This window comes from Comamonas halotolerans (genome assembly GCF_030162935.1).
Lineage (GTDB): Bacteria > Pseudomonadota > Gammaproteobacteria > Burkholderiales > Burkholderiaceae_C > Comamonas > Comamonas halotolerans.
On sequence record NZ_JASAUZ010000012.1, the window covers coordinates 343279 to 361774 of the forward strand.

Annotated in this window: 19 protein-coding genes and 1 pseudogene; 8 read left to right on the forward strand and 12 right to left on the reverse strand. The window is 57.7% G+C overall.

Annotation, left to right across the window (positions count from 1 at the left end; genetic code table 11):
- Nucleotides 1–163: 163 nt before the first annotated feature.
- From corA to tsaB, 4 genes are all read right to left on the reverse strand, one after another.
- On the reverse strand, nt 164–1150 hold the full coding sequence (gene corA / locus QEP11_RS08870) for a magnesium/cobalt transporter CorA (RefSeq protein WP_284336273.1): 987 nt from the start codon (nt 1148–1150) through the stop codon (nt 164–166).
- Between the two features lie 208 nt (nt 1151–1358).
- Nucleotides 1359–2162 carry a uracil-DNA glycosylase family protein gene (locus QEP11_RS08875; protein WP_284336274.1) on the reverse strand — a complete coding sequence of 268 codons (804 nt, stop codon included), beginning with the start codon at nt 2160–2162 and terminating at the stop codon, nt 1359–1361.
- Entirely contained in the window at nt 2153–2671 is a 519-nt protein-coding gene (gene rimI / locus QEP11_RS08880; RefSeq protein WP_413788710.1) for a ribosomal protein S18-alanine N-acetyltransferase, read from the reverse strand. The genes QEP11_RS08875 and rimI overlap by 10 nt, the downstream gene beginning before the upstream one ends.
- A complete protein-coding gene (gene tsaB / locus QEP11_RS08885) occupies nt 2671–3369 on the reverse strand; it encodes a tRNA (adenosine(37)-N6)-threonylcarbamoyltransferase complex dimerization subunit type 1 TsaB (RefSeq protein ID WP_284336275.1) in 699 nt (232 codons plus the stop codon). The genes rimI and tsaB overlap by 1 nt, the downstream gene beginning before the upstream one ends.
- Nucleotides 3370–3493: 124 nt before the next feature.
- On the opposite strand from tsaB, the gene dacB reads away from it, so the two are divergent.
- The gene (gene dacB / locus QEP11_RS08890) at nt 3494–4924 is read left to right on the forward strand and encodes a D-alanyl-D-alanine carboxypeptidase/D-alanyl-D-alanine endopeptidase (protein ID WP_413788701.1); all 1431 of its coding nucleotides are present in this window, start codon (nt 3494–3496) and stop codon (nt 4922–4924) included.
- A 105-nt stretch (nt 4925–5029) separates the two neighbouring features.
- Here the strand turns inward: dacB and QEP11_RS08895 are convergent, their stop codons facing one another.
- From QEP11_RS08895 to purE, 3 genes are read right to left on the reverse strand one after another with little or no spacing between them, the layout of a single operon-like run.
- Nucleotides 5030–6028 carry an L-threonylcarbamoyladenylate synthase gene (locus QEP11_RS08895; protein WP_284336276.1) on the reverse strand — a complete coding sequence of 333 codons (999 nt, stop codon included), beginning with the start codon at nt 6026–6028 and terminating at the stop codon, nt 5030–5032.
- 9 nt (nt 6029–6037) lie between these two features.
- Nucleotides 6038–7210 carry a 5-(carboxyamino)imidazole ribonucleotide synthase gene (locus QEP11_RS08900; protein WP_284336277.1) on the reverse strand — a complete coding sequence of 391 codons (1173 nt, stop codon included), beginning with the start codon at nt 7208–7210 and terminating at the stop codon, nt 6038–6040.
- Nucleotides 7207–7701, reverse strand: coding sequence for a 5-(carboxyamino)imidazole ribonucleotide mutase (gene purE, locus QEP11_RS08905; RefSeq protein WP_284336278.1), 495 nt, complete (start codon nt 7699–7701; stop codon nt 7207–7209). Before purE ends, QEP11_RS08900 begins: the two co-directional genes overlap by 4 nt.
- Nucleotides 7702–7927: 226 nt before the next feature.
- On the opposite strand from purE, the gene trxA reads away from it, so the two are divergent.
- Together trxA and QEP11_RS08915 are read left to right on the forward strand one after the other, a co-directional pair.
- Nucleotides 7928–8884: a thioredoxin gene (gene trxA, locus QEP11_RS08910; RefSeq protein WP_284336279.1), complete on the forward strand. Its 957-nt coding sequence runs from the start codon at nt 7928–7930 to the stop codon at nt 8882–8884.
- Between the two features lie 230 nt (nt 8885–9114).
- Nucleotides 9115–9939, forward strand: a complete 825-nt coding sequence (locus QEP11_RS08915) for an SDR family NAD(P)-dependent oxidoreductase (protein WP_284336280.1) — start codon at nt 9115–9117, stop codon at nt 9937–9939.
- Nucleotides 9940–9949: 10 nt separating this feature from the next.
- On the opposite strand, the gene QEP11_RS08920 is transcribed toward QEP11_RS08915, so the two are convergent.
- The 3 genes from QEP11_RS08920 to QEP11_RS08930 all read right to left on the reverse strand — a co-directional run bounded on the left by QEP11_RS08920 (nt 9950) and on the right by QEP11_RS08930 (nt 12036).
- Nucleotides 9950–10507 (reverse strand): NUDIX hydrolase, encoded by a 558-nt coding sequence (locus tag QEP11_RS08920; RefSeq protein WP_284336281.1) that lies wholly within the window; start codon nt 10505–10507, stop codon nt 9950–9952.
- Nucleotides 10508–10567: 60 nt separating this feature from the next.
- Nucleotides 10568–11098, reverse strand: a complete 531-nt coding sequence (locus QEP11_RS08925) for a GNAT family N-acetyltransferase (RefSeq protein WP_284336282.1) — start codon at nt 11096–11098, stop codon at nt 10568–10570.
- 146 nt (nt 11099–11244) lie between these two features.
- Nucleotides 11245–12036 carry an MHYT domain-containing protein gene (locus QEP11_RS08930; RefSeq protein WP_284336283.1) on the reverse strand — a complete coding sequence of 264 codons (792 nt, stop codon included), beginning with the start codon at nt 12034–12036 and terminating at the stop codon, nt 11245–11247.
- A gap of 212 nt (nt 12037–12248) precedes the next feature.
- On the opposite strand from QEP11_RS08930, the pseudogene QEP11_RS08935 reads away from it, so the two are divergent.
- Nucleotides 12249–12449, forward strand: a pseudogene (locus QEP11_RS08935) (DUF2061 domain-containing protein); the annotation flags it as partial.
- Between the two features lie 9 nt (nt 12450–12458).
- Entirely contained in the window at nt 12459–12740 is a 282-nt protein-coding gene (locus QEP11_RS08940) for a DUF2061 domain-containing protein (protein ID WP_284336395.1), read from the forward strand.
- Between the two features lie 186 nt (nt 12741–12926).
- On the opposite strand, the gene QEP11_RS08945 is transcribed toward QEP11_RS08940, so the two are convergent.
- Nucleotides 12927–13928 (reverse strand): Bug family tripartite tricarboxylate transporter substrate binding protein, encoded by a 1002-nt coding sequence (locus QEP11_RS08945; protein WP_284336284.1) that lies wholly within the window; start codon nt 13926–13928, stop codon nt 12927–12929.
- 276 nt (nt 13929–14204) lie between these two features.
- Here QEP11_RS08945 and QEP11_RS08950 point away from each other — a divergent pair, with 276 nt between their 5' ends.
- The 3 genes from QEP11_RS08950 (at nt 14205) to QEP11_RS08960 (ending at nt 17606) form a co-directional block, all read left to right on the forward strand.
- Entirely contained in the window at nt 14205–16514 is a 2310-nt protein-coding gene (locus QEP11_RS08950; RefSeq protein WP_284336285.1) for an NADP-dependent malic enzyme, read from the forward strand.
- A 130-nt stretch (nt 16515–16644) separates the two neighbouring features.
- Complete coding sequence (locus QEP11_RS08955; RefSeq protein WP_413788702.1) at nt 16645–17052, forward strand: guanyl-specific ribonuclease; 408 nt, start codon at nt 16645–16647, stop codon at nt 17050–17052.
- A gap of 128 nt (nt 17053–17180) precedes the next feature.
- A complete protein-coding gene (locus tag QEP11_RS08960; protein WP_284336397.1) occupies nt 17181–17606 on the forward strand; it encodes a barstar family protein in 426 nt (141 codons plus the stop codon).
- A 122-nt stretch (nt 17607–17728) separates the two neighbouring features.
- On the opposite strand, the gene rsmA is transcribed toward QEP11_RS08960, so the two are convergent.
- The gene (gene rsmA, locus QEP11_RS08965) at nt 17729–18496 is read right to left on the reverse strand and encodes a 16S rRNA (adenine(1518)-N(6)/adenine(1519)-N(6))-dimethyltransferase RsmA (protein ID WP_284336286.1); all 768 of its coding nucleotides are present in this window, start codon (nt 18494–18496) and stop codon (nt 17729–17731) included.

The window sequence follows — 18496 nt, forward strand, 5'->3', positions numbered from 1 at the left end:
TGGCCCCAATATCGGCGAGCTCAGTTACCGCTATCTGTTTGATGCCATGGATGTTCCGGAATACAAGGGCCGGTTAGGCTGGGAATATCGCCCGAGCAAAGGCACGACTGAGGGATTGGGCTGGATGGCGCTTTAGCAGCTGCCGGTCTGCCAGCCTTTGTCTCTATTTGAGCCAGCCACGCTTGCGGAAGTACAGCATGGGGCCAACGGCGCTCAATATCATCAGCAGCACCACATACAGGTAGCCGTACTCCCATTCCAGCTCGGGCATGAAGCGGAAGTTCATGCCATACACGCTGGCAATCAGTGTGGGGGGCAGCAACGCTACGCTGGCCACGGAGAAGATCTTGATGATCTTGTTCTGATTGATGTTCAGAAAACCGACCGTTGCATCCATCAAGAAGTTGATCTTGTCGAAAAGAAACTGCGTGTGGCTGTCCAAAGACTCGATGTCGCGCAGAATCTGGCGCGCATCTTCAAATTGTTCGGCATTGAGCATTTTGCTGCGCATCATGAAGCTGACAGCGCGGCGCGTGTCCAGCATGTTGCGGCGGATCAGACCATTAAGGTCTTCCTGGCGAGCAATGTCTGCGAGCACTTCCTGCGCATAGTCATCGGTCACATTGCCGTCAAGTACGCGAGCGCTGACCTGTTTGAGATCGTCGTAAATGCCTTCGAGCGTGTCGGCAGAATATTCTGCATCCGCATCAAACAGCTTGACCAACACCTCCTTGGCCTCTTCGATCAAGCCCGGGGCGCGGCGTGCCCGCATGCGCAGCAGACGAAAAACAGGGATGTCCTCTTCGTGGATGGAAAACAGCACGCCACAAGAGTTGAGTTCGGTGTTGTGCTGATTCAGGATAAAGGCCACACGCACGCTGCGTGGGTCTTCTTCATCGACCACCAGAAAGTCGCTACGGATGTGCAGCTCGCCATTGTCTTCTTCGTAAAAGCGAGCGGATTCCTCAATGTCTTCATCGGTCGCGTCTTCTGGAATTGAAAGACCGTAGTGCTGCTTGATCCAGCGTTTTTCTTCCAGCGTAGGCGACTCAAGATCAACCCAAATGGGCTGGAACTGCTTGAGCTCGTCGAGCGATTCGATTTCTTCCTGAACCAAGCGGCCATTGGACAGGGTAAAGATATTGAGCATACGGCTCTCCCAAATTTTTTTGTGGCTTTAGCGGGCAATGATTGGGTGCGCTTCCAATCCTTTCTCACGCCACGCAAGGCCTGGGGAGAGGATGGAAGCTACCAACTAGGGTAGGTTTCCACGGTGATATCTCGAAAATATGACAAGCCCATGATTATGCCGGTGCAATCAGGAGTGTGCATGGGCAGCCCCTTGTGCTCCTGGGGCATCAGTGCGCAGAGGGTGGGCGCAAAGCGTGGGCGCGGCACAAGTCGGCCCAGGCGGCAGGTTTGGCATGCGGAGAGCGCAGCAAATAAGCGGGGTCATAGCTGACCACGGCAGGAATACCGTGAATCTGGTGAACCTGGGCACGCAAGCGTCCCAGGGCTTCCTGGCTGTCCAGCAAGGCACGCGCCGCATGCATGCCCAGCACCACAATGCGAGCAGGTTGGACACGCTGCATGCAGGCGGTTAGGGCTTGTGGTAAGTCCTGCCAGACCACGGGTTCAGCGGGCAGGCCTGCGAGGGGCAGTGCCTGGTGGCCAGAACGCTGCATGCCGGCGATCCACACATGTGCGCTGTGGTGCAGGCGCAGTGCACGCAGCATGTTGTTCAGCAACTTGCCGCTGTCACCTTCCAGGGGGGCGCTCGGGTTGGGACAGTCCCAAAGGACCAGCCAGGCATCGTCTGCGCTGCCGCCCGCAGCTCCAGGGTAGGCTTGTACGGCGGCAGCCATTTGCCATACCACCGCTGGCGCAGATGCTGCACCGGGTGCCGTCGCAACTGCGGGCCTTGCGGGCACCACGGTTGGAGAAGGCACTGCCGCAGAAGGCCGCTGGGCAACAGGCGTAGCAGGAGAGGCAGGAGTATCAGCCACTGGCGCAGGCACATCCATCACCGCCGTACTTTCAGCGGTGCTGGGCATCATTGCGGCGTTCGGAATGGGCGCGGGCGCTACAGATTGGGGTAGCCACAGGGTGATGCCCATTTCCTGCAGCATGGCGCGTTGGCGGGTGTCGAGGTTCAGGGCCATAGGGACATGCTCATCAAGATGGCGGTCTCTCTTTCGCCATGGTGTACCGGATAGTACTTCTTGCGTGCCCCAACTTGGGCAAATCCGTAGCGCTCATACATTTTGCGTGCCCGGGTGTTGCTCTCACGCACTTCCAGCCACAGCCACTGGGCCTTGGCTGCATGGCGGCTCCAGTGCACCAGAGTGTGCAGCAGCTCACGTCCCAGCCCGTGGCCTTGGTGGATGGGGGAGACCGTAATGTTGAGCAGGTGCACCTCATCCAGGATCTGCATGGCAATGAAGTAACCCAGCACCTCGCCGTCTTGCATCAGCACCTGTGCGGTGTAGCCGCTGCGCAATGCATCTGCAAAGTTGCCACGTGACCAAGGGTGGCTGAATGCGACATTTTCAATCGGCAAGATGGCATCGAGCATGGTCTCTGTCATGGGCACCAACTGGTGCCCCGCTGCCACAGTCACGGGCTGCAAGTCTGGTGGCGTGACAGAGGTGGGCTGATGGTCTGCGTTCATCATGCAAGAGACTGGTGTTCGGTGGCTTGGCGTTCTGCCTCGCGTTCGGCGGTGGTTTTGGCAACCTTATCGCGGATGTACAAGGGCAGTGCGTAGGATGCGCCAATCAAATGCCCTTCGGCAATCAATTTAGGTGCCAGCCGCAGCAAAGCGGTTGCAGTGGGCAGCGCAGACAGATGCTGAGCAGAGGCCGCCAAGCGGTCTGGGTAGGCAGCCTGGGCGTTGCCGACCACTGCGGTGCCAGCGGATACCTGCAATGTTTCCGGTGCGCACAAACCCAGTTCTTGGGTCATCTGCCATATGCCATCGGACCAGCGGTAACCCGCGTGGTAGACCTCGGACATGCGAGCGTCCAGCACAGCCATCACGTCGGTCACGCCATGCTGGTGACGCGCTTCTTCGGCCACGGCTTGCAAGGTGTCGATGGGAAGCAGCGGCAAATCTGCGCCAAAGGCCAGCCCCTGAGCAATGGCGCATGAGGTGCGCAAGCCTGTGAAAGAGCCGGGGCCGCGCCCAAACACAATGGCTTTGAGGTCAGACAGTTGCAATTCCAGGGCCTGCAAGCCTTGTTGGATGGCTGGGATCAGCGTTGCGGACGAGTTGGCACCACCTGCCGCTTGGTGCTGCCACAGCTGATCGCCACGCTGGATGGCGATGAACAAGGTGTCGGTGCTGGTGTCAAAAGCAAGCAAATTCATGGTGCGCACTACAAAGTAAGGCCTGGGGCGCAAAGCGCCGAAGCCTCCAATTATCGGGTGCGTGGCATGGTTGCGTGCGGGGGCTCTGCCAAAACCGCGTGGCTCACCTCTACACTGTGTGCCTATGTTGAAACCGTTGTTGTGGCGCAGCGTGCGCCGAAGTTTGGCTGGTCTGGCGCTGTGCAGCGCTGTTGGTGGGGCTATGGCACAGACTCTGCCAGCACCGGTTGAAGCTGCGTTGGCGCGCGCCCAAATTCCGCCTGAGGCTGTGTCCGTGTATGTGGTTGCAGCAGAAAATGCCAAGGCACCCCGCCTGACGTGGCAGGCGGGTACTCCGATGAACCCCGCGTCTGTCATGAAGCTGGTCACGACGTATGCGGCGCTGGAGCAACTCGGACCGACCTATGTGTGGCGTACGCCACTGTATCTGGATGGTGCGGTGGATAACGGTGCGTTTCGCGGGACGGTCTATATCAAGGGCTCGGGCGACCCCAAGCTGGTCTCTGAGCGTTTGTGGCTGTTGCTGGGACGCTTGCAAGGCATGGGTGTGAAGGTGATTGTGGGTGACATCGTGATTGATCGTTCCGCCTTTAATGTGGCTGCGCATGACCCTGCTGCGTTTGATGGAGAGCCATTCCGCCCCTACAACGCGGGACCGGATGCACTGCTGGTGAATTACAAAACCCAGGTGCTGGGCTTTATTCCGGACCCTGTGGCAGGGGTGGCTCGCATTCACTACGAATTGCCCATGGGGCATTGGCAGGCACCGTCCACTGTGCCTTTGGCGCCCCAGGGGACGGCCTGCGGGGATTGGCGTGCGCAACTGCAAGCGGATTGGAATGATCCGCAGCGCGTACAGCTCAATGGCCGCTACCCTGCAAGCTGTGGCGATAAGAACTGGGCGGTGGCTTTGCCGGAACCGAACAGTTTTGCGCTGAAGGCCGTGGAGGGCATGTGGCGCAGCATGGGAGGTCAAATCACGGGCAGTGTCCGTGATGGCATTGTTCCCGATGGTTTGCAGCCAGCCTGGGAAAATCAATCTCCTGCGTTGGGGGAAGTGGTGCGCGACATTAACAAGTTCAGCAACAACGTGATGACACAGCAGGTGTTGTTGACGATGGGCAAAGAGCGCATGGGCATTGGCAGCTTTGATGCAGGGCGTACTGCTTTGTCCCAGTGGTGGCAGCTTCGCTGGCCTGTGGCGGATATGCCTGTGGTGGACAACGGTGCGGGCTTGAGCCGCAATGCCCGCATTACCGCTCAAGCGTTGGGCCGTATGTTGCAGGCAGCCTGGGCCTCTTCGGTGATGCCGGAGTTTGTCGCCTCCATGCCGATTTCAGGCATGGATGGAACTCTGCGCCGCAGCAAGGCCAGCGCGAATGCGCATTTGAAGACCGGATCACTGCGCGACACCAATGCCCTGGCCGGCTATGTGCATGGCAATTCCGGGCGTCGCTATGTGCTGGTGGCGATGATCAATCACGCCAATGCGGGCAATGCACGTCCGGTGATGGATGCCTTGGTGGACTGGGTTGGGCAGGACGCAGTGCGCTGAAAATCCATTGTTAGTGTGTAGGGCTCGCAGCGCTTGGCAGCGAATCGGCCCTGCGTATTCGCTAAAAAGCCGGCGTAGCCCGGTTTCTGTGAGCGGATAAGTGGTTTAGCCAGCCGCTGCTGCGCGCTGCAGCCGATCGCGCACACCTTCCCATTCCGAACGGTCGGGCGGTGTTTCAATCCAGATCAGTTGAGCGCCGAGGGCGTCGAAATCACGTAATACGCTGAATAACTCGTGAGCCGCAGCCTGCGCTTGTTGTGGCATAGGACGCAACTGAACGCCCATTGAGGCATTCTTGAGCGGACTGCGGTGGTAGACCGCGATGTTCTTGCCTTCGGTGCCCAGGACATCCAGGGCGGACTGGATTTGTCTGGCATCCATCAACCGCACTTTGGCATTCGGCGCGTAATGGGCCAGCAGCGTGCCGGATGCGCGCGGGGTGTTGGCTTGCAGTTCTTCTTTGGAGAGCGGATGCTGGCCGCAAGCACGCTCAATGTCGTCGCGTGTGATGGCGCCAGGGCGCAGCAGCACGGGCACACCGCGCGTGCAGTCCACGATGGTGGATTCAATTCCCACTTCGCACGCACCGCCGTCCAGCACCAGCAATGCATCGCCAAACTCGGCTGCTACGTGCTGTGCCGTGGTGGGGCTCACACGGCCAAACTTGTTGGCACTCGGCGCTGATACACCCCACACGGGGGGATTGAGTTGCTGGCAAGCCTTGAGCACCGCATGCGCCACAGGATGGCTGGGGCAGCGCAGGCCCACACTGTTCTGGCCGCCCGTAGATGCTTTGGCTGCCTCAGGCAGTCGAGGCAGGATGAGGGTGAGCGGGCCAGGCCAAAAAGCATCAATCAGCTGCTGCGCAAAAAGCGGCACTTCCTTGGCATAGCGTGTGATGGCTTGGCTATCCGCCACGTGCACGATCAAGGGATGGTTGGCCGGGCGCCCCTTGGCCGTGAAGATCCGGGCCACGGCAGCGTCGTTGTCGCTGTCGGCGGCCAGACCGTAGACGGTTTCCGTGGGCAGGCCCAACAGCTCACCGCGTTGCAATGCGGCGGCGGCAGCTTGCACCGAGGCGTCTAGCGTTCCATCCAGTATCACGTGATTTCCTTAAAAGGGCGCAATGCCCAAAATTTCAGCAGCCTTGAGGGCTGTGGCACGCACCTGCTCAGGCGTGTTGCCGGTGATGTTCAGGTGGCCCATCTTGCGCGCACGCTTGGCATCGACTTTGCCGTACAGGTGCAGGTGGCAGCCGGGCAGCGCCAAAAGCTGGTCCCATGCCGGTGTCTGTGCAGTGTCTCCGTTCTTGAACCACAGGTCACCCAGCAGGTTCAGCATGATGCTGGGGCTGTGCAGGCGGGGCTGCACCAGTGGCAGATTGGTCATGCAGCGCACTTGCAGCTCAAACTGCGAGACATCACAGCCGTTCTGGCTGTAGTGGCCACTGTTGTGCGGGCGAGGGGCAATCTCGTTGACCACAAGCGAGCCATCTTGCAGCACAAAGAACTCCACACACAGCACGCCGACATAGTTCAGCCCCTCTGCGACCGACTTGGCGGCAGCCAAAGCTTGCTCAGCTTGTGCCGCAGGCACATTGCCTTCGAAAACTTCGGTCACAGCCAGGATGCCGTCACGGTGCAGATTGCGCTGCACAGGCAGGTTTACGATGCTGCCATTGCGGCCACGCGCCACAATGACGGAGCACTCATGCGCCAGTGGCAGCATTTTCTCCAGCACACAGGGGACGCGGCCCAGATCGTCCCAGGCCCTGGCCAGTTCTTCCAGGGTTTTGATGCGAACCTGGCCCTTGCCGTCGTAGCCCATGCGAGATGTTTTCAAAATTCCAGGCAGCAAGTCAGCCGAAACGGCAGCCAGTTGCTCGGGTGACTCGATCACGGCATGGGGGGCAACGGGCACGCCGCAGCGCACAAAGTGGGCCTTTTCGGCGGCTCGATCCTGGGCGATGGCCACCGATGCGCCTGCGGGCGATACGGGCAGGCTTTGCGCCAGGGTGTTGAGTGCGCCAGCGGGCACATTCTCAAACTCGGTCGTTACAGCGGCACACAGTTTGGCCAGTTCACTCAGGCCCTGTGGGTCTTCGTAGCCAGTGCGGATGTGGTGATGGCTGACCAGACCGGCAGGACTGGTGACATCTTTGTCCAGCACAGCGGTGAAATAGCCCATGGCTTGCGCCGCGTGCGCAAACATGCGGCCCAATTGACCTCCGCCGAGCACACCCAGCGTGGCACCGGGAAGAATTACTTGTGTGTCGTGGCCGCTCATGCGTTCACCGGCAAGGTCATGTTGCGGGCCGCTTCGGTTTGCTCGGTGCGGAAGGCGTTGAGCCTGGCGCGCAGATCCGGATCTTCATTGGCCAGCAGGGCCACGGCAAACAGGGCTGCGTTGGCAGCACCCGCATTGCCGATGGCAAACGTCGCGACAGGCACACCCTTGGGCATTTGCACGATGGAGTGCAACGAATCCACGCCTTGCAGATGGCGGCTGGCGACAGGCACGCCGAGCACGGGAACGGGGGTCTTGGCCGCGATCATGCCGGGCAGGTGGGCAGCGCCGCCGGCTCCCGCGATGATGGCTTTGAGGCCGCGATCGGCTGCAGATTCAGCGTAGCGGAACATGTCGTCCGGCATGCGGTGAGCCGAAACCACTTGTGCTTCAAAGGCGATACCGAATTGCTGGAGGATGGCAACTGCGTGTTGCATGGTGTCCCAGTCGCTGCTGGAACCCATGACCACACCGATCTGGATGGGGTTCATGTTCTCTCTCAAAGGGCGCTGTGGCCCGGCCAAGTGGAACCCGCGATTTTACGGCTATCCCCTGGGGGGCGTGGACTGCGGGGTCGTCTCCACCTGCGCAGGCTTGAAATTACCCACTCAGGGCTTATCTCTGAAAGATCGGCAAATTGCTAGAGAATGACGCGTTATACGCCTTGCAGGCGCCAATCAACGGGCCGCGCACAGCGCTCCGCACAGGGACGGACACATGATTGACATCACCATCGAGAATTTTGAAACCGAGGTCGTAGCCGCCTCCATGACCACGCCGGTGCTGGTCGATTTCTGGGCCACTTGGTGCGGCCCTTGCAAGACACTGGTGCCTACACTTGAAAAGCTGGAGGCCGAATACGCGGGCCGTTTCACTTTGGCGAAGGTGGATGTGGATGCCAACCAGCAGATCGCTGGCATGTTTGGTATCCGTAGCGTGCCGACCTGTGTGCTGATGATGGATGGCAAACCGGTTGATGGCTTCATGGGTGCACAAACTGAGGGCCAGGTGCGTCAGTTCCTGGACAAGCACCTGCCCTCTGAAGGTGAGCTTGCTGCCGAAGCCGAGGTGGATGAGGCTCAGCAATTGCTGCAGTCAGGAGACTCTCAGGCTGCCCTGCAAAAGCTGGCCGAGGCCCTGCAGGCGGACCCCAATAACGACGATGCACGCTTTGACTATGTGCGTCTGCTCATTACCACAGGGGACTATGCGCAAGCGGCAGAGCTGTTGCACGAACCCCTTAAGCGCATTCCCAAACCCCTGCAGTTTGAAGCCTTGCATCAGTGGTTGCAATGCATGCTGTTTGTGCAGCAGGATGCGCGTGGCAATTGGGAGCTGGCGCAGTTTGACGCGTTGATCGCGCAGAACAAGCGTGACTTCGACACCCGTTTTGCCAAAGCGCAAGTGCTGGCCTCTGAAGGGCAGTGGACTGCCTGCATGGATGAACTGCTGGAAATCATCATGCGCGACAAAGAATGGAATCATCAGGCTGCGCGCAAACTGTTTGTCGGCATACTGGAGCTGATTACGCCCGCCAAACCCAAAAAACAAGAATCGCTGCCAGGCAAAAGCGCTGGCGGCATTGAATTGCTGGGGAAAAACACGGCCGAGCAAGACGAAATGACGGCTCAGGTCAACAGCTACCGTCGCAAGTTGAGCATGGCGCTGAACTAAGTACGTCTGCACCATGCTGGCGCACCAAGCCTGCGCCATAAAGGCCCGAGAGGGCCTTTTTTTGTGCCCTGCAAGCGCGTTGCTGTGGCTTATTGACTCGCGAGGATTAGCGAGCTTGTGCCCAGCTGCCAAGCCCGCACAAGTCCGAGTTTCATCGCTGTGCGGGTATCGCCAAGATGCATGCAAAGCCCTGGCGTTTGCCATGGTCACATCACAACAAGGAGCATGCAATGGGTCGACTTTCAGGCAAGGTGGCGCTTGTTACAGGGGGCGCGCGGGGAATGGGCGCGGCTACTAGTCGTTTGTTTGTGGCCGAAGGGGCCAAGGTGGCGATTGCTGATGTGCTCGACGCACCGGGCCAGGCACTGGCCGAAGAGTTGGGATCTGCTGCACGCTTTTACACCCTGGATGTCACCAGTGAAGCCAATTGGGCCAGCGTGGTAGAGCAGGTGGAAGCGGACTTTGGTCCGATAGACGTTCTTGTCAACAATGCGGGTATCTTGCTGTTCAGGACGCTGCTGGAAACCAGTTTGCAGGACTATGAGCGCGTACTGCGTGTCAACCTGACGGGGGAGTTTCTGGGTATCAAGTCCGTGGGAGCAGGCATGGTGGCCCGCCGCAAGGGCAGCATTGTGAACATATCGTCCATTGACGGCATGAAAGGTGCCAATGGGCTGGCCGCCTATGCCAGCAGCAAGTGGGGTGTGCGTGGACTGACCAAGGTGGCGGCCATGGAGCTGGGCCATCATGGTGTGCGTGTGAATTCGGTGCACCCTGGTGGGGTCGATACCTTGATGGCGAATAACAACCAGCGGCCGCGTGAACAGGTCAACACTTCCTATACCAATGTGCCATTGCAGCGCATTGGAGGACCTGAAGAAGTAGCCGCCGTCTCGTTGTTTTTGGCCAGCGATGATGCCTCGTACATGACGGGTGCCGAGTTGCTGGTGGACGGGGGCATGACCATCGGTCATTACTACCCTGGCTTACCTGGCGCCCCGGGTGCTACGGATCCGAAAGCTCAGGCTTCGGTAGCCGCCGCATTGGAGGTTTGAGCTGGTCGGGTCAATTTTGACCGGTCGCTGAGACAGCGTCGGTAGCCGCCAACTGGGCCAGCAAGTCTTGCGTGTGGGGAGAGGGTTCGGGCACGCTGTAGATGCTGGCGTCTGCCTGAATCATGCGTATGTCGAAGCGCTGCCCAGACAGATAGTCTTGTATGGATTGCAGCACCACAGGGCTGCGATGCAGGTGGGCCGTTGCGTGAAGTTCTTCCAGCGACAGCCACACGGTGCGAACAATACCTTCATCCAGCAGGCGATGGGCATGGTGCTGGCCCAAATCTCCTGTGAAGGCAAAGCGCATATAGGTGATGTCAGAGCCAGTACGCGTGCGGATAAATCGGTTCATATAGATACCGACCAGCGCAGTAGGCGTGAAGCAGTAGGCTGTTTCTTCCAGAACCTCGCGGACACAGGCCTGCAAAGGTGTTTCGGCAGGGTCCAAATGTCCAGCAGGGGTGTTCAGGCGCAAGCCGTCGGACGTATTTTCTTCAACCAGCAAAAAACGCTGATCACGCTCAATCACGGCTGAGACCGTGACGTTCGGTTTCCATCGGTTTGGCATGCGGGCATTATCGCGATGCTGACGCAGGTCCTTGTCAGTCAATGTCTCAAGCCGCAGAAATCAGAGCGCTGCTGTCATGTATACCGCGCCTTCTCCGTAGGTTTGAAGGTGGAGTGACTGTTGCGCATCAATGACGGGACATACAGAAAATCCTTGACGTTCCCAATAGCTTTGGGAACCCTGTACCGATACCAAAGCCGCTTGCTTCAGTCCGCGCTGACGAGCTTGGGCAAACAATTGCGCCACCAAATGGCGCGCCACACCTTGACCCGACAGTTCGGGCAAGACCGACATGTCGTGCAAATACAGCACCTGATCGCCCGCGGAAGGCGCGGAGAAAAAACCGTCCAGCGGTGTGATCTTGCCGGGATTGGACCAATAGGCGGCAAGATAGGCACTCAATGTACGCGCTCCTTTTTGGGAGACACCGATAGAGCAGTGGTGGGGACAGGACAGGCGCTGAGAAAATACCTCACGGCTTTCCAGAAAATCATTGCCGTAGCAGATGGTTTGCACATGCAGCAAGCTGTCCACATCGAAGGAATTCAGTGGGCGGACTATCCAGGCAGAAGACAGGGCAGACTCGATCATTGCTGCATTATCGAAGGCAGGCCTTCATCCCGGGTTGGTGTGCATTGCATTCACCATGTCTGTTTATGCCTTCAGGCGGTTCCTTGATGGTGGCTGAAATCAAGCAAACACCTGTCTGCTGGAACTGTGCAAGCGCCCTTGAGTAGCTAACTGCGCTGTGCTTCTGTGAAGCGCTTGCGACGGCGAAGTGCAATGCCTGCAGCCAGTAATACTAAGACCAGCACTAAGAGCGCACTGGCAGTTGTGGACAGTAGCGTCCAGTGGCTCTCCAATGGAACGCTGTGTGTCGGGTCTGGGCCAACTGGCATGTGAATGGCATCCATGGCAATGTAGTGCATGCTTGCCGTAGACAGCCCCAGGACGCTTCCACACAGCAAAACAGTGGGCAGGATGTCCATACCTTTGGTGCGCATGTGGCAGAACAGCGCAACTGCGCACATCGCCATCGCTACACCAAACGTGAGCGCCAGCAACACGCCAAACAAAGGGTAGTCCATGTAATGGGTGGCTTCTGCGGCACGCATACCCCAAAAATGCGTCACAACCACTGCAGCACCAAAAAACAATCCGCTCAGCAGCATGCTTATCCGGCTGGGTTGTGCGCGGCTCAAGGTGCGTACCAAGACGGCGGCGGCTAAAAGGCCAGGTAGTGCGGACAGCGCACTGTGCAGCCAGGAAATATCACCAGAGCCACAAGGTGTAAAGGCCTGCATACCAATAAAGTGCATGCTCCAGACGCCGCCACCCAGACAAAGCACGGCACCACTTTGCTTGAGTGTGCGGTGTCGAGAGGATTGCCGTGCCATGCTGCTGAGCCCGAAGGCCAGCATGGCGGTGGCGATGGAAACTGCAACGGAAACGGCGACCAGCTGTGGAACCATCCAGACCCATTGCATGGGCACATAGGCGATGTCGTCAGAAAGAAGGCGTATCCACATGGCTCAAGACAGGCAGTTCAGAAGTAGAAACATAGATGCTGCCTGATCTGCGGAGTTTTTCTGACACAGTAGACCAGCGAAATCGTCAAAGTTCACCTTGTCTCTGTGACAGCGCAAAGATAGGCAGATTGCATCATCCTAATAGAGACTATTGAATTTATTTTCTAATTGCTAATAGCTATCATTTAGCCTGTTCTCAATAAAGGCTTGCCATGTCCAATATCAACCATCTGCTGCGCAGGAACGAAACCGCCTTGATCAAGACGGCCAGTTACTACGTGATCCACATCGTGGTCGCGGCGTTGGTGGCTTATGCGGTGACAGGTGATCTCATCGCCGCCATGACATTGAGTCTGCTGGAGCCCAGCGTGCAGGCCGTGGCTTACTTCATGCATGAGAAAGCCTGGTCTCGCAAGCAGGTCATGCGCTACCGCACCTTGGTCAAAACAGGCACGTATTACGTCATGCACCTGCTTGTGGCTGCTGGGGTGGCTTTCGCTGTGACAGGAGACTGGGTGGCTGCGTTGACCTTGAGTTTGCTTGAACCCACTGTGCAGATGGCTTTCTTCTATCTGCACGAGAGGCTGTGGGAGAAAAAGACGCAGCGCAAGATGCACACAATCATGCTGGTCTGCGCTTCTGCCGCAGGCTGCAATCGCCAGCAAAGCTGTACCCAGCAGTGTGCGTTGCAGCACGCGGTTTGAGTTTGAAAGCCATAAGGAGTTGCAATGTCACATGCAGAGTGGAATCGTTTTGAGCAATGGTTGCTACAGCGTTTGGCGGGAATGGCGCAGTGCCACAGCTAACTTCCCATGACTCCTGATATCCATAATCCATAAAAAAGCCCCTGAAATCGAAGATTCAGGGGCTTTTAAAAGGACGCTGTGCTATCAGTCCAGTGTGATCTTGGCCGTCTTCACGACCTCACGCCACTTGGTGATTTCAGTTGCAAGAAATTCGCTTGAAGCCTTGGGGCTCAGACCAGCAGGCAGCACGCCGACGCTATCGAGCTTGGCCTTCACATCCTCTTGCGGCAGGATCTGGGCGATCTCTTTGTGCAGGCGGTCAATGATAGGCTGTGGAGTGCCCACAGGCACGGCCGCCATGAACCATGCGTCTGCCGTGAAACCCTTCAGACCAGCCTCATCCATGGTGGGAACATCGGGCATGGCGGGCAGGCGCGTTTCGTGGGCCACCGCCAGCGCACGCAGATTGCCGGCTTTGAGTTGGGAATTGATGGTGACGGCGGTCAAGAAGCCAAAGTCAGTTTCACCAGACACCAGTGAAACCACAGAGGGTGCGCTGCCTTTGTAAGGTACATGGGTAACCTTCACACCAGCCTGCATGGCATACAACTCTCCGCCCATGTGGTTGGGGCCTCCGGTACCCGAGGAAGGGTAGTTCAACTTGCCAGGGCTGGCTTTGGCCGCTTTGTTCAAGTCGGCCAGCGAATGGAGTGGACTGTTGTTGCCCACTGTCAGCACCAGGGGGCTGCGGCCGACCAAGCTCACAGGCGTCAAATCTTTCAAAGGCTGGTAAGGCAGCTTGGGGTAGAGGCTGGTGGAGATCGCCATGCCACCCACATCGGCGAGCACGATGGTATAGCCGTCTGGTGCAGATTTGGCGACGCGGTCTACGCCAATCGTGCCGTTGGCACCAGGCTTGTTTTCCACGACGACATTGGCATTCATGCGCTCGCTCAGCTTCTGGGCCAGCAGGCGCCCCAAAATATCGGTGGAGCCTCCGGGAGAGAAGGGAATCACCAGTGTGAGGGGCTTGCTGGGGTATGCATCGGCTGCGTGGGCCAGGCCGGCCAGGCTGGCTGCAGCCACGGTCACAGCGCCCACAGCGGCACGCCAAATGGAGACAGAAGAATTCGCCAGCTGCTTCATTAGATTTCCTAATCAACGGTTAGTGGTGTTAATGCACGGAGCATAGCGGCTTAAAGCGTGCTGCTTGTTGAGCAAACTGTCGTTTTGCTGAAATTCGCAATCCGCGATTGAGGTGTTCTGGGTTGAAGGTGTTTGACCCTAGGGGTGTGTCCGAGCATCAACTGTTTTTGATAGCAACCACCTACAATGGGCCACGAAATACCAATCAGATTGCACGGCAACCATGGTGGCTGCTCTGTGCAATTGCCTCTTTTTGCGTCCTGGGAGAGAGACGACATGTCCGAGAACACTACCCCCGCTTTGCCTGATAAACGCGCCTTGCTGCGCCAGTCTGCACTGGAGTATCACGAGTTTCCAAAGCCTGGCAAGGTTGCCATCGCTGCCACCAAGCCCATGGCCAATCAGCACGATTTGGCGCTGGCGTATTCCCCCGGTGTTGCCGCTCCCTGCGAAGAGATTGTGAAAGATCCTGCAGCGGCTTTCAAATACACCAGCCGAGGCAATCTGGTGGCGGTGATCTCCAATGGCACGGCAGTGCTCGGCCTGGGTGATATTGGTGCGCTGGCGTCCAAACCTGTGATGGAAGGCAAGGGCGTACTGTTCAAGAAGTTCGCTGGCGTCGATGTGTTTGACATTGAAATCAACGAAAAAGACCCACAGAAGCTGGTGGATGTAATTGCAGCACTGGAGCCAACGTTTGGCGCCATCAACCTCGAAGACATCAAGGCTCCCGAGTGCTTCTTCGTGGAGCGCGAGTTGCGCAAGCGCATGAATATTCCGGTCTTCCATGATGACCAGCATGGCACGGCTATCACGGTTGCTGCAGCCATGGTGAATGCGCTCAAGGTGGCTGGCAAGAAGATTGACGAGATCAAGCTGGTGGCTTCGGGTGCTGGCGCTGCCGCTTTGGCGTGCCTGAACTTGTTGCTGGAAATCGGTGTCAAGCGCGAGAACGTGTTCGTGACCGACATCGCGGGGGTGGTGTACGAGGGCCGCACCGAACTGATGGACGAAGACAAGGCCAAGTTTGCGCAAAAGACCGACCTGCGTACGCTGGGACAGGTGATTGAAGGCGCGGATGCCTTCCTCGGTCTTTCTGCGGGCAATGTGCTCAAGAAGGACATGGTGGCCAAGATGGCTGCCAAGCCCATCATTTTTGCGCTGGCCAACCCCAATCCGGAAATCTTGCCTGAAGATGTGAAAGCGGTGCGTGATGACGCCATCATTGCCACCGGTCGCACAGACTACCCCAATCAGGTCAACAACGTCCTGTGTTTTCCGTACATCTTCCGTGGAGCGCTGGACTGCGGTGCCACGACCATCACCACAGAGATGGAAATTGCAGCGGTCCATGCAATTGCAGCGCTGGCTGAGGCTGAGCAGTCAGAAGAAGTCGCAGCCGCTTATGTGGGCCAGCAATTGAGCTTTGGGCCTGAATATCTGATTCCCAAGCCGTTTGATCCGCGCCTGATGCTGATCGTCGCCCCTGCCGTGGCTGAAGCTGCTTCCAAGTGCGGTGTGGCCCAGCGCCCGATAGCAGACATGGATGCCTACCGCGAGCATCTCAAGACTTTTGTCTATGCCTCGGGCACCGTGATGAAGCCTATCTTCATGGCAGCCAAGAAGGCGACCAAGAAGCGCGTGGCCTACTCCGAGGGTGAGGAAGAGCGCGTGCTGCGTGCCGCGCAAATTGTGGTGGATGAGCGCATTGCCCGTCCCACGCTGATTGGCCGTCCGGCCATCATTGCCCAGCGCATTGAAAAATTTGGCTTGCGCCTGGAACAGGGGCGTGACTATGACGTCGTGAATGTGGAGGACGACCCACGTTACCGCGACTTCTGGCAGACCTACCACCGCATGACGGAACGCAAGGGCATCACGGCACCCATCGCCAAGATTGAAATGCGCCGCCGCCTGACTCTGATTGGTTCCATGCTGCTGCACAAGGGTGAAGTTGATGGTCTGATCTGCGGTACCTGGCACAACACCTTGATGCACCTGAACTACATTGATCAGGTGATCGGCAAAAAAGCTGGCGCAACTACCTATGCCTGCATGAATGGCCTGATGCTGCCAGAGCGTCAGGTGTTCCTGGTCGACACGCACGTCAACTATGACCCTTCCGCGGAGCAACTGGCCGAGATCACCGTGATGGCCGCCGAAGAAATGATGCGCTTTGGTATCAAGCCCAAGGTGGCGTTGCTCAGCCACTCCAACTTTGGCTCCAGCAACCAGCCCAGCGCCGTCAAAATGCGTCAGACTCTGGAGTTGCTGCGCGTTCAAGCGCCGTGGCTGGAAGTGGACGGTGAAATGCATGGTGATGTGGCGCTGGACGTTGAGTCACGCATGAAGCTCATGCCCAACAGCAGTCTGACGGGCGAAGCCAATTTGTTGGTACTGCCCAACATTGATGCCGCCAACATCTCTTACAACTTGCTCAAAGAGGCTGCGGGTGGCGGCATTGCCATTGGCCCCGTCCTTTTGGGTGCGAGCCAGCCAGTGCATGTACTGACCCCGAGCACCACCGTGCGCCGTATTGTGAACATGACGGCGTTGACGGTGGCGGATGCCAACGTAGGTCGTTAAGCGCTGGGTTGAAAAAAGGGCTGATTGCTGATGGCGATCAGCCCTTTGTTCTTGCAATTTGAAAATCACTGCGTCACACTTGCGGATCGAATTTCTGGGCTGAACCAGACTTTCTGAAAGGTATTGCGTGATGCGGATTACGGTCATCCACCCGGTGTTTAGGGTGGTGGGAGCCTTGGCTGTCAGCACTGTATTGGCGCTGTCAGCCCCAACACTTCATGCTCGAGGGCCTTTGCCCCCTGGGTCCATGGACAAGGTTGCGTTGGCCGACTTGCCTTCCCAGGCGCGAACCACCTATCGATTGATACTCAAGGGCGGGCCTTTCCCTTACGAAAAAGACGGCACAGTGTTTGGTAATCGCGAGCGCCTGTTGCCTGCGCAAAAGCGGGGCTACTACCGTGAATACACCGTGAAAACTCCTTGGGTCAGAAATCGTGGGGCAAGGCGCATTGTGTGTGGTGGGAGGCCACCCACGCAGCCTGAAGTTTGTTACTACACCAGTGACCACTACAACAGTTTTCGGAAGATCACGCCATGAGTGCATCAGACCTGGATTGGGATCGTAGCCATGCCGCATTCGGGAACTTGTGGGCTGGAGCGTTCTCCATCACTCCCACGCCCCCGACTTTGGGCGGACAACCAAGAGCTATAGAAAGAATCACGGAGATGGACACACCGTCTTGTCCTGAGCCCCAGAACCTTTTACGTGGTGTACGCAGCAACATCGTGCAATCCATCCGCGCATTTCGCATCGCGGATTTGCAGCAAGCGGCTGAAGCGACGGGCCAGCACTTCCTGTATGCCAATCTGGCACATGCGCAAAGCAAGCAAGATGCGCTGGATCTGATTGCTGTGCAGTTCCATTTTCCTGCTCATTTCGGCAAGAATTTTGATGCGCTGTATGACTGTCTGACTGACCCATTGCACAAAGCCGGACCACAGCCCGGTTTTGTCGTGGTGCTGGACCAGCTCCCCATTGCGCATAAATTTGACAAAGAAATGCGCGAACAATTCCTGGACTGCTTCCGTGATGCTGCGGACTATTGGGGGGAGCGTAAGATTGCTTTTCGCTGCTTCTACTCGTTCTTGTAAGGCAGACTCCAAATCTTTCTAAATATTAAAAGTATTAAAAGCGCCCTTATAGGGCGCTTTTAATTGAGACAGCAATATCAACCAACGATCAGGTGTTGCTGTGATGTAGCATGCAAAGCTGCTTATTGCTGCGACAGTTGCGCAGCCAAGGCTTCGTACTCCGCCACAGGCACTTCTTCGGCCCGACGCTGCACATCAAAGTTGCCACTGAAGCCTTTGGCTTCCAGCCACTTGCCCAGGGTATTGCGCAAGATTTTGCGCCGTTGACTGAAGGCTACTTGCACCATCTCTTCCAGCAACCTGGGATTAAGCGCGGCGGGGTTGGCGCGCGGCACCATCCGTACTACAGCGCTGTTGACCTTGGGGGGCGGGTCAAAGCTTTCCGGGGGCACGAACAGCACGTTTTCCATGGCGTAGCGCCACTGCAGCATTACGGACAGGCGCCCATAGTCAGAGTTGCCTGCGTCGGCCACCATGCGGTCAATCACTTCCTTTTGCAGCATGAAGTGCTGGTCTTGCACCACATCCACATGCTCCAGCAGGTGGAACAGGATGGGCGAGGAAATGTTGTAGGGCAGATTGCCTGCAACACGCAGTTTTGGGACTTCAAGTTGCTGCGCCAAAGCGGTGAAGTCGACCTTGAGCACGTCAGACTCAATCACATTGAGCTGGGGCTTGCTGCGCAGGCGTGCGGCCAAGTCGCGATCCAGCTCAATGACAGTGATGCGACCCGTCCGCTCTACCAAAGGTTGGGTCAGTGCCATCAGGCCAGGGCCAATCTCCACCAGAGGCTGGCCGGGCTTGGGGTCAATGGCTGCAACAATCGAGTCGATGATGCCGTGATCGGTCAGAAAGTTCTGACCGAAGCGTTTGCGGGGAATATGTTTCAC

Coding starts and splice junctions, on each gene's coding strand:
- corA (WP_284336273.1), bottom strand. CDS start 1,150: ATGCTCAATATCTTTACCCTGTCCAATGGCCGCTTGGTTCAGGAAGAA.
- QEP11_RS08875 (WP_284336274.1), bottom strand. CDS start 2,162: ATGGCCCTGAACCTCGACACCCGCCAACGCGCCATGCTGCAGGAAATG.
- rimI (WP_413788710.1), bottom strand. CDS start 2,671: ATGAACGCAGACCATCAGCCCACCTCTGTCACGCCACCAGACTTGCAG.
- tsaB (WP_284336275.1), bottom strand. CDS start 3,369: ATGAATTTGCTTGCTTTTGACACCAGCACCGACACCTTGTTCATCGCC.
- dacB (WP_413788701.1), top strand. CDS start 3,494: ATGTTGAAACCGTTGTTGTGGCGCAGCGTGCGCCGAAGTTTGGCTGGT.
- QEP11_RS08900 (WP_284336277.1), bottom strand. CDS start 7,210: ATGAGCGGCCACGACACACAAGTAATTCTTCCCGGTGCCACGCTGGGT.
- purE (WP_284336278.1), bottom strand. CDS start 7,701: ATGAACCCCATCCAGATCGGTGTGGTCATGGGTTCCAGCAGCGACTGG.
- trxA (WP_284336279.1), top strand. CDS start 7,928: ATGATTGACATCACCATCGAGAATTTTGAAACCGAGGTCGTAGCCGCC.
- QEP11_RS08915 (WP_284336280.1), top strand. CDS start 9,115: ATGGGTCGACTTTCAGGCAAGGTGGCGCTTGTTACAGGGGGCGCGCGG.
- QEP11_RS08920 (WP_284336281.1), bottom strand. CDS start 10,507: ATGCCAAACCGATGGAAACCGAACGTCACGGTCTCAGCCGTGATTGAG.
- QEP11_RS08925 (WP_284336282.1), bottom strand. CDS start 11,098: ATGATCGAGTCTGCCCTGTCTTCTGCCTGGATAGTCCGCCCACTGAAT.
- QEP11_RS08930 (WP_284336283.1), bottom strand. CDS start 12,036: ATGTGGATACGCCTTCTTTCTGACGACATCGCCTATGTGCCCATGCAA.
- QEP11_RS08940 (WP_284336395.1), top strand. CDS start 12,459: ATGCGCTACCGCACCTTGGTCAAAACAGGCACGTATTACGTCATGCAC.
- QEP11_RS08945 (WP_284336284.1), bottom strand. CDS start 13,928: ATGAAGCAGCTGGCGAATTCTTCTGTCTCCATTTGGCGTGCCGCTGTG.
- QEP11_RS08950 (WP_284336285.1), top strand. CDS start 14,205: ATGTCCGAGAACACTACCCCCGCTTTGCCTGATAAACGCGCCTTGCTG.
- QEP11_RS08955 (WP_413788702.1), top strand. CDS start 16,645: ATGCGGATTACGGTCATCCACCCGGTGTTTAGGGTGGTGGGAGCCTTG.
- QEP11_RS08960 (WP_284336397.1), top strand. CDS start 17,181: ATGGACACACCGTCTTGTCCTGAGCCCCAGAACCTTTTACGTGGTGTA.